This window comes from Xanthomonas sp. JL1 (assembly GCF_038405005.1).
In genome coordinates, this window is the sequence record NZ_JBBYGR010000077.1 from 19,460 (window position 1) to 28,927 (window position 9,468).

The 9,468-nt window shown below is 63.7% G+C and carries 6 protein-coding genes and 1 other RNA gene; 3 read left to right on the forward strand and 4 right to left on the reverse strand.

Annotation, left to right across the window (positions count from 1 at the left end):
• Positions 1–63 precede the first annotated feature (63 nt).
• The 3 genes from acnB to WJW29_RS17330 all read left to right on the forward strand — a co-directional run bounded on the left by acnB (position 64) and on the right by WJW29_RS17330 (position 4,388).
• Positions 64–2,655, forward strand: a complete 2,592-nt coding sequence (acnB, locus tag WJW29_RS17320; RefSeq protein ID WP_011259443.1) for a bifunctional aconitate hydratase 2/2-methylisocitrate dehydratase — start codon at positions 64–66, stop codon at positions 2,653–2,655.
• Positions 2,656–3,008: 353 nt separating this feature from the next.
• Entirely contained in the window at positions 3,009–3,824 is an 816-nt protein-coding gene (locus WJW29_RS17325) for an alpha/beta fold hydrolase (protein WP_011259442.1), read from the forward strand.
• 487 nt (positions 3,825–4,311) lie between these two features.
• Positions 4,312–4,388, forward strand: a non-coding RNA gene (locus tag WJW29_RS17330) — sX9 sRNA.
• Between the two features lie 91 nt (positions 4,389–4,479).
• Here the strand turns inward: WJW29_RS17330 and WJW29_RS17335 are convergent.
• From WJW29_RS17335 to WJW29_RS17350, 4 genes are read right to left on the reverse strand one after another with little or no spacing between them, the layout of a single operon-like run.
• On the reverse strand, positions 4,480–6,825 hold the full coding sequence (locus tag WJW29_RS17335; RefSeq protein ID WP_228329600.1) for an EAL domain-containing protein: 2,346 nt from the start codon (positions 6,823–6,825) through the stop codon (positions 4,480–4,482).
• A gap of 6 nt (positions 6,826–6,831) precedes the next feature.
• Positions 6,832–7,908, reverse strand: coding sequence for a chemotaxis response regulator protein-glutamate methylesterase (locus tag WJW29_RS17340; protein WP_011259440.1), 1,077 nt, complete (start codon positions 7,906–7,908; stop codon positions 6,832–6,834).
• Positions 7,905–8,501, reverse strand: a complete 597-nt coding sequence (gene cheD, locus WJW29_RS17345; RefSeq protein ID WP_011259439.1) for a chemoreceptor glutamine deamidase CheD — start codon at positions 8,499–8,501, stop codon at positions 7,905–7,907. The genes WJW29_RS17340 and cheD overlap by 4 nt, the downstream gene beginning before the upstream one ends.
• A complete protein-coding gene (locus tag WJW29_RS17350; RefSeq protein WP_011408845.1) occupies positions 8,498–9,364 on the reverse strand; it encodes a CheR family methyltransferase in 867 nt (288 codons plus the stop codon). Before WJW29_RS17350 ends, cheD begins: the two co-directional genes overlap by 4 nt.
• Positions 9,365–9,468 lie beyond the last annotated feature (104 nt).

Here is a 9,468-nt window from a genome sequence, read left to right on the forward strand (position 1 = left end):
CACGCCTTCTGATCCACGTCTGACGTTTTTACACATTCACTGCTGTCCTTTTGGAGAACCCGCATGTTGGAAGCCTATCGCCACAACGTTGCAGAGCGCGCCGCGCTCGGTATCCCGCCGCTGCCGCTGACCGCGCAGCAGACCGCCGAGGTCATCGAGCTGTTGAAGGCTCCGCCGGCTGGCGAAGAAGAATTCCTGGTCGAGCTGCTCAGCCAGCGCGTGCCGGCCGGCGTGGATGACGCCGCTAAGGTCAAGGCTTCATACCTGGCCGCCGTGGCCTTCGGCACCGAAAAGACTGCACTGATCAGCCCGACGCGTGCGACTGAGCTGCTCGGCACCATGCTGGGCGGCTACAACATCCAGCCGCTGATCGACCTGCTGGACAACGCCGAGCTGGGCGCCACCGCCGCCGAAGCGCTCAAGCACACTTTGCTGGTGTTCGATGCGTTCCACGACGTGCAGGAAAAGGCCGAAGCCGGTAACGCGCACGCCACGTCCGTGCTGCAGAGCTGGGCCGATGCCGAGTGGTTCACCAGCAAGCCGCAAGTGCCGCAGAGCCTGACCGTCACCGTGTTCAAGGTGCCGGGCGAAACCAACACCGACGACCTGTCGCCGGCTCCGGATGCCACCACCCGCCCGGACATCCCGCTGCACGCGCTGGCGATGCTGAAGAACAAGCGCGATGGCGCGGCGTTCGAGCCGGAAGAAGACGGCAAGCGCGGCCCGATCCAGGCCATTGCCGATCTCAAGGACAAGGGCCATCTGGTCGCGTATGTGGGCGACGTGGTCGGTACCGGTTCCTCGCGCAAGTCGGCCACCAACTCGGTGCTGTGGTGGACTGGAGAAGATATTCCGTACATCCCGAACAAGCGCTTCGGCGGTGTGTGCCTGGGTAGCAAGATCGCGCCGATCTTCTACAACACCATGGAAGACGCTGGCGCCTTGCCGATCGAGCTGGACGTGTCGCAGATGGAGCACGGCGATGTGGTCGAACTGCGTCCTTACGACGGCAAGGCATTGAAGAACGGGCAGGTGATTGCCGAGTTCGCGATGAAGTCGGACGTGCTGTTCGACGAAGTGCGTGCCGGTGGCCGCATTCCGCTGATCGTCGGCCGTGGCCTCACCGCCAAGGCGCGCGAATTCCTCGGCCTGCCGGCCTCGGACCTGTTCCGTCTGCCGATGGACCCGCCGGACACCGGCAAGGGTTTCTCGCTGGCGCAGAAGATGGTCGGCCGCGCCTGCGGTCTGCCGGAAGGCCAGGGCATGCGCCCGGGCACCTATTGCGAGCCGAAGATGACCTCGGTGGGGTCGCAGGACACCACCGGGCCGATGACCCGCGACGAGCTGAAGGACCTGGCCTGCCTGGGCTTCTCGGCCGACCTGGTGATGCAGTCGTTCTGCCACACCGCGGCCTACCCGAAGCCGGTCGACGTCAAGACCCACCACACCTTGCCGGAGTTCATCTCCACCCGCGGCGGCATCTCGCTGCGTCCGGGCGATGGCGTGATCCACAGCTGGCTCAATCGCATGCTGCTGCCCGACACCGTCGGCACCGGCGGCGACTCGCATACGCGCTTCCCGATCGGTATTTCGTTCCCGGCTGGCTCCGGCCTGGTGGCGTTTGCTGCGGCCACCGGGGTGATGCCGCTGGACATGCCGGAGAGCGTGCTGGTGCGCTTCAAGGGTGAAATGCAGCCGGGCGTGACCTTGCGCGACCTTGTCAACGCGATCCCGCTGTACGCGATCAAGGACGGCCTGCTGACCGTGGCCAAGCAGGGCAAGAAGAACATCTTCTCCGGCCGCATCCTGGAAATCGAAGGGCTGCCGAACCTGAAGGTGGAGCAGGCGTTCGAATTGTCCGATGCCTCGGCCGAGCGTTCGGCGGCCGGCTGCACCGTGCACCTGGACAAGGCGCCGATCATCGAATACCTGACCAGCAACATCACCCTGCTGCGCTGGATGATTGCCGAAGGCTACGCCGATGCACGCACCCTGGGCCGCCGTATCAAGAAGATGGAAGAGTGGCTGGCCAACCCGCAGCTGCTGCAGCCCGATGCCGACGCCGAGTATGCCGCCGTCATCGAGATCGACCTGGCCGATATCCATGAGCCGATCGTGGCGTGCCCGAACGATCCGGACGACGTCAAGACACTGTCCGAGGTTGCCGGTGCGGCCATCGACGAGGTGTTCATCGGTTCGTGCATGACCAACATCGGTCACTTCCGTGCCGCGGCCAAGCTGCTGGAAGGCAAGCGCGATATCCCGACCCGTCTGTGGGTGGCGCCGCCGACCAAGATGGACGCCTCCGAGCTGACCAAGGAAGGCCACTACGGCACCTTCGGCGCGGCTGGTGCGCGCATGGAAATGCCGGGCTGCTCGCTGTGCATGGGCAACCAGGCACAGGCACGCGAGGGCGCCACGGTGTTCTCCACCTCCACGCGTAATTTCCCGAACCGCCTGGGCCGCAACACCAACGTGTACCTGGGCTCGGCGGAACTGGCGGCAATCTGCTCGCGCCTGGGCCGCATCCCGACCAAGGACGAGTACATGGCCGATGTGGGCGTGATCAAGACCAGTGGCGAGCAGATCTACCGCTACATGAACTTCGATCAGATCCAGGAGTATCAGGACGTGGCGGACACCGTCGCGGCCTGATTTCAGCCGCTGGTCTGTGTTGTCCCGAAATGCCCGGCACTGCCGGGCATTTCGCTTTCCGGGCAATGGCTTCGTGTTATCGTCACGAAGCCGGCCGTCAAGCAACCTTTGAACAACGCGTGGCGTTGCGAGCGAACCTGGGATTTCGCTTGATCGCAGTGGTCGCGCACGCTAAAAATCAATGACTTGCGAGTTGTGAAGACTGCCCCGGTCTACTGATCGGAAGCGGGCGAAACAGTAGTTCAGAGGTTCCTTAAAGCAAATACCAGCTGACTGAATTGCCGCATTGCAACAAAAATCTGAAGTCTGCGGGTCTAGAGTCCGGCTGGTCTACCACTCCACGTTTGATGCCAATGCCTATTTGCACAATTTCCGCTCAGACGCTGCATTACACGAAACGCGGTGACGGCTTCCCGGTATTGCTTGGCCATAGTTACCTTTGGGACGCGGCGATGTGGGAGCCGCAGATCCAGGCGCTGTCGCAGCATTACCAGGTGATCGTTCCCGAGCTGTGGGGGCATGGGCAATCAGACCCCTTGCCGGCGGGCACGCAGACCGTGGGGGATCTCGCCGATCAGATGCTTGCGCTGATGGATGCGCTGGAGCTGCCGCAATGCGCGGTGGTGGGTCTGTCGGTGGGTGGCATGTGGGGCGCGGAATTGGCCATGCGCGCGCCGGAGCGCGTACGCAGCCTGGTGTTGATGGACACCTTCATGGGTGCCGAATCGCAGGCGGCACGCACGCGCTACTTCGCGTTGCTCGATGCGATCGATGCGGCGGGGGAGGTGACTGCCGACTTGGTCGAAGCGATCGTGCCGCTTTTTTTCCGTGCCGATATAGATCTGCAGTCTGCGTTGCCGGCGGCGTTCGCGCAGCGTCTGGCGGCGCTATCGCCCGAGCAGTTGCGCGCTTCGATCGTGCCGCTAGGGCGGCTGATCTTCGGACGCGACGATCGGCTCGAAACGCTGGCTGCGCTCAACCCTGCCAACACGTTCCTGCTGGGTGGCGAATACGACGTTCCGCGCCCGCCGGAAGAGTTGTGGATGATGGCCGAGGTCATCGGCTGCGATTACGAGCTGGTGCCTGATGCCGGGCATATCGCATCGCTGGAAAACCCGGCGTTCGTGAACGCGCAGCTGTTGGGATGGTTGCAGCGCACGTTGCAGTGAGGCCGAGTGTTGGCATGACTGCTGAAGGCCGCGCGTGATCGCTTTGCCAGCGGTTGGAACGTGCGCAACCAGTTGAGGCAAAGTTCGGTTGGTCGTGTCTGCGGTGTCCTCATCGCTCGTGGGACACGCCGCTGACCCGTCCATGGCAGCTCGATGGCGGCTGCATGCCGCCAACGGTCCCGCAATCGGCAAGGGCACCGTGCCAGATCGTTGGCTGGTTGTTTGTTGAGAACGCGGGTACAGCGTCGCCCAGTTTGCTGATCGCTTCTGTGCAACTTTACGCACCGACCAGCCCGACTGGTCCTGGCCTGCCCAGCGTCGCGGGACCCTTGGCGGCATGGATGCAGCCAAGGTGCGTGCATGGACGTACTTGCAGCGTGTCTCGCGATGGTGGGCGGGCAAGGGCCCTGCAGCAGACGCTAGGAGCGGCTAACAACACGACTGCGCAGCCGCTGTCAGGCGCGCGCGGCCGGTGCTCGGAATCGGCATGGACCGCGCGTCCACTGCGGTTGTGAGCGCGCCGTCCGCGTCCACCTGAGAGCGGCTCGCTACGTGTTGTTAGCCGCTCTGGGAACGCGAGTGCGCAGCATCCATGCCGCAATCGCGTTGCATGAGGATTCCGAGCACCGGCCGCGCAGTCGTTTTGTTGTACGCGCTAAGGCTGCGCGCCCAACCAAGCTTCCAGCGCTGCGGCCGGCAGCGGTCGCGAGAACAGGTAGCCTTGTAAGACCTCGCAGCCCAGGTCGGCGAGAAACAGGCGTTGTGCTTCGTTTTCCACGCCTTCGGCGACCACGTGCTTGCGCAGGTGCTCGCCGATGCGCAGCACCGAGGTGATGAGTGCACGCGCGTCTTCGCTGTGTTCGATATCGCGGACGAAGCTCATGTCCAGCTTGAGTTCGTCGATCGGCAAGCGATGCAAATGGCTAAGACTGGAATAGCCGGTGCCGAAATCGTCCAGCGACAGCGAGATACCGGCTTCGCGAATGGCGTGCAGGTTTTCCAGCACGCCCGGTTGCCCGGACAGCATCACGCTTTCGGTCAGTTCCAGGGTCAGGTCGGAGGGCTTTACGCCCATGTCGGCGATAAGTTGGAGCAAATCCGACAGCATGCGTGGACTTTCGAAACCGCTTGCCGACAGATTCACCGAGACACGTGCCACCGGCACGCCACGCTGGCGCCAGTCGGCGACCTGCTGGCAGGCGCTGCGCAGTACCCACGCATTGATCTGCGGCATCATGCCTTGCTCTTCGGCCACCTGTAAGAATTGTGCCGGCGACACCGCGCCCAATTGCGGATGATTCCAGCGCAGTAGCGCTTCCACGCCATACAGCGTGTGCGGCGCGGCGCTGTGTATTTGCGGCTGGTAATGTAGTTGCAGCTGATCGCGGCCGATGGCCTGGCGCAGCTCCGCTTCCAGCGCAACGCGTTCTTGCGCCATGCGGTTCATGTCGGCGCTGAAGAAGCGGAAACGCCCGCCGCCTTCCTTCTTGGCGCGATTCATCGCCAGATCGGCGTGGCGCAACAGGATGTTGATCTCGCGGCCGTCCTCCGGAAACATCGCCACGCCGATACTGGCCGAGGGATGCACGGTCATATGGCCAACCGGCAACGGGTTGGCGATGCTGACCAACACACGCTCGGCGACGGCACTGGCCTGTTCTGCGCTGCATTGCGGCAGCGCAAGCGCGAATTCGTCGCCTGACAGGCGCGCCAGCATCGCTGTGGCAGTGAGTTGATCGTTGATGCGTAGGGCGATATCGCGCAACAGACCGTCGCCTGCGGCATGACCCTGGCTATCGTTGATGAGTTTGAAACGATCGATGTTGATGAACACCAACGCTGCCGGTTCGCCGGCGTATTCGGCCTGCGTCAGCGCCTGCTCGGCACGCGCGCTGAACATGATGCGATTCGGCAAACCGGTGAGCGTGTCGTAGAACGCCAGTTGATGCACGCGCTGGCGGATCTGCTCGCGCTCCAGCGCCAACGTGCACAGTTGCTGGCACAAATCGGTCAGCCGCATATGCCAGGCATTGGCATGTTGCGGCTTGCGGTAATACAGCGCGAAGGTGCCGAGCACGCGCGCGCTGTTGGAGCGGATCGGCGTACTCCAGCAGGCGTGCAGGTCCCAGCGCAACATCGTTTCGCGACATGGTTCGAACAGCGGGTCGGTCGCGATGTCTTCCACCATCACCGCGCGACCTCGCCAGGCCGCGGTGCCGCAGGCGCCTGCGCCCGGGCCGATCTTCAAACCATTGACCGCATCGGCGTACTCGGGTGGCAGGCTAGGTGCCGCCAGCGAATGCAGGCGGCCTTGATTGTCCGCACTCGTCACCGCGGCCAGCACGTCCGGTGCAATGCGTTCGACCTCGGTGCAAATCAGCGTCATCACCTCGATCAACGGGCGTTCCTGCAGCAAGGCTTCCAGCACGCGGTGCTGCAATACCTCGTGCATCTTGGTGTCGGTGATGTCGGTCAGCACCGCCACGTAATGCAAGGGGGTGTGGTCGGCGTCGTAGATTGGGTTGAAATTGAGCGAGATCCATAGCGGCGTGCCGTCCTTGCGGTACACCAGCAGTTCGGCGCGGGTGTGCTGCAAGGCATCGGCGCGATCGCGCACACGGGCGACTTCGCTTTGGTCGCTTTGCGCGCGGGTCAAGACATCCGATGGACGCTGACCGACCAGCTCGGCTTCGGTGTAGCCGAACATGCGCTGGAAGCCGTCGTTGGCATACAGCAGGCGCGATTGCAGATCGCAGATGAGAATGGCGCTGCTGCTGCCATCCAGTGCTTCGGCCAACAGGCGCGAACGGCGTTGCTCAGGCTGTTCGCCGGCCTTGGCCATGCCAGCGGTGACCGGGCCGGGTCTGACCAGCTCGTGGCTTGGCGTGTCCGCATGCACCGGTTCAGCCGTCCCAGGCGTGCGATCGGCCGCCGCGTCCGTCGCGCTTCCCGGTGTCAGTGGAAGCGTCGGGTCGCTCGGGTGCGAAGGATGCGCGGCCATGCTGGATCAGCGTGCCTGGGCCGACAATGCGAGCAAGCGTTCGGCCACGCGGTCCAACGGCACCACTTCCTGCGCGGCGCCAAGTTTGTAGGCCGCGCCGGGCATGCCCCAGACCACGCTGCTGGCCTCGTCCTGCACCAAGGTCGGCGCGCCGGCCTGCAGCATTTCCAGCAGCCCGCGCGCGCCGTCGTCGCCCATTCCGGTGAGGATGGCGCCGACCGCATTCGCGCCGGCATTTGCGGCGACAGAGCGGAACAGCACATCCACCGCCGGCTTGTGGCGATTGACCGGCGGACCATCGTCGATACGGCAACGCCAACGCGCACCGTCGCGGATAATGCGTAGATGCTGGCCACCCGGTGGAAGGTATGCGTGACCGGGCAGGATCGCTTCGCCGTCAGTGGCTTCGCGCACCGACATGGCGGAATGGCGGTTGAGGCGCTCGGCGAACGCGGTGCTGAAGCTGGCCGGCAGGTGCTGGGTCATCACCACCGCGGGCGCATCGGCGGGCATGTGTTCGAGCACCACGCGCAGCGCTTCAGTGCCGCCGGCGGACGCGCCGATGGCGACCAGACGGTCGGTGGTACGGAAGCGCAGGGCGCTGCCAGGCATGGGTGCCGATTGCATATCGAGCGTGACCTTGGGCGCGCTGGGGCGGTGCAGTGCGCTGACCTTGGCTTTGGCGGCCATCTTGACCTTGCTGACGATTTCTTCTGCATAACCTTCCAGCCCGCGTGCGACGTCGATCTTGGGCTTGGACACGAAGTCCACTGCGCCCAGCGACAACGCCTGCAAGGTGGTGTCGGCGCCGCGTTCGGTCAGCGATGAAATCATCACCACTGGGGTAGGGCGCAGGCGCATCAGGTTTTCCAGGAACACCAGGCCGTCCATGCGCGGCATCTCCACATCCAGCGTGATCACGTCCGGATTGAGGCGCTTGATCTTTTCGCGTGCCAGCAATGGGTCGGCGGCAGAGCCGACCACTTCGATGCCGGCATCGCGCGAAAGGATTTCGGTAAGCATCTGACGTACGACCGCCGAGTCGTCGACGATCAACACACGCACAGGAGTTTCCAGCGTCATTCGAACAACTCCACTCCACCGGTGACCGGTGCTTTGGACAGACGGGCACGCACGGCCGATTCGGTCGCGGCGACTTCGGCTTCGTGTGCATGCGGCAGACGCTGCACGGCGACGCGACCGGTCGTCGCGAAGAACCACACCTTGCGCGGATGGATGCCGCACAGATCTTCGGCAATGATGGGAATGTGTTCGGCCTGCAGGTACTGGCGCACGAATTCTGCATTGCGCGTGCCGACCGGGTTGCTGGTGAAGCCCTTGAGCACGTTGGCGCCACCGAAGACCTTGGCCTCGATGCGTTTGCGATGCGCGCCGCGCTTGAGCATGTCGTTGATCAGCAACTCCATCGCGTAACTGCCGTAACGCGCGGGTGCGCCATCACCGATCTGGCCTTCTGGCAACAAAAAATGGTTCATGCCGCCGATCTTGAGCACCGGATCGCGCAGGCAGGCTGCAACGCATGATCCCAGCGTGGTTGTCAACGCGGTGTCGTCGTCCACCACCAGATACTGGGTGGGCAGCAGCTTGGCGGCGATGGTCTGAAACCGCGAATCGCGGTAGCGCATGACGTCGTCGACTTGCACGGCCGTACTCATGCAGAGGCTCCAGCGCGCGGCGCGCGCCGATACAGCGTGCGCCCGCACGGCTGTATCAGATCGGCCGCATGCAGGTAATTCTCCGAATGTCCGGTGTAGAGCAGGCCGTCCTCGCCCATGTGGCTGACCAGGCGCGACAGGATGCCGCGTTGGGTGGGCTTGTCGAAATAGATCATCACATTGCGACAGAACAGCGCGGCATACGGGCCGCCGACGTCGTAACGCGACGCCAATAGATTCAACTGGCGGTATTCGATGAGTTGACGCAGCGCCGGAATGACTCGGCACTTGCCTTCGTTGGGACCGCTGCCGCGCTGAAAATATTTGCGCTTGATCGAGGCGTCCAGCGAGGCGACACGGTCGATGGCATAGACGCCGCGCGACGCGGTTTCCAACACTTGGGTATCGACGTCGGTGGCGACGATGCTCACCGGTGGGGTCAGCGTGCCGAACGCTTCGCAGGCCGTGATGGCGATGGAGTAGGGCTCCTCACCGGTGGATGCGGCACACGACCAGATCTTCAACGGCGCCTGCGAGGCGCGCTTTTGCAGTTCTTCGCGCAGCTTGTCGAAGTGGTGCGGCTCACGGAAGAACGAGGTCAGGTTGGTGGTCAGCGCGTTGGTGAAGGCCTGCCATTCTTCTTCGTCGTTGCCGGTCTCGAGCTGATCGAGATAATCGCGGAACGAGCGCAGACCGAGCACGCGCAGACGACGCGAGAGACGGCCATACACCATGTCGCGCTTGGCCGGAGCCAACGCAATGCCGACACGCTGGTAGATCAAGTCGCAAACGCGCTTGAAGTCGCGGTCGCCGAAGTCGAATTCGCGTGTGTCTGGAGCGGGGGTCGTAGTCGTCATATCCATACGCGTCGTGAGCTATCACTGGATATCGGCCACGTAGTCACGCAACTGAAGCCTCAATGCGTGGATTGCACGCGGTTGGGTTCGGTCGGCCGTGCATTGGGGGG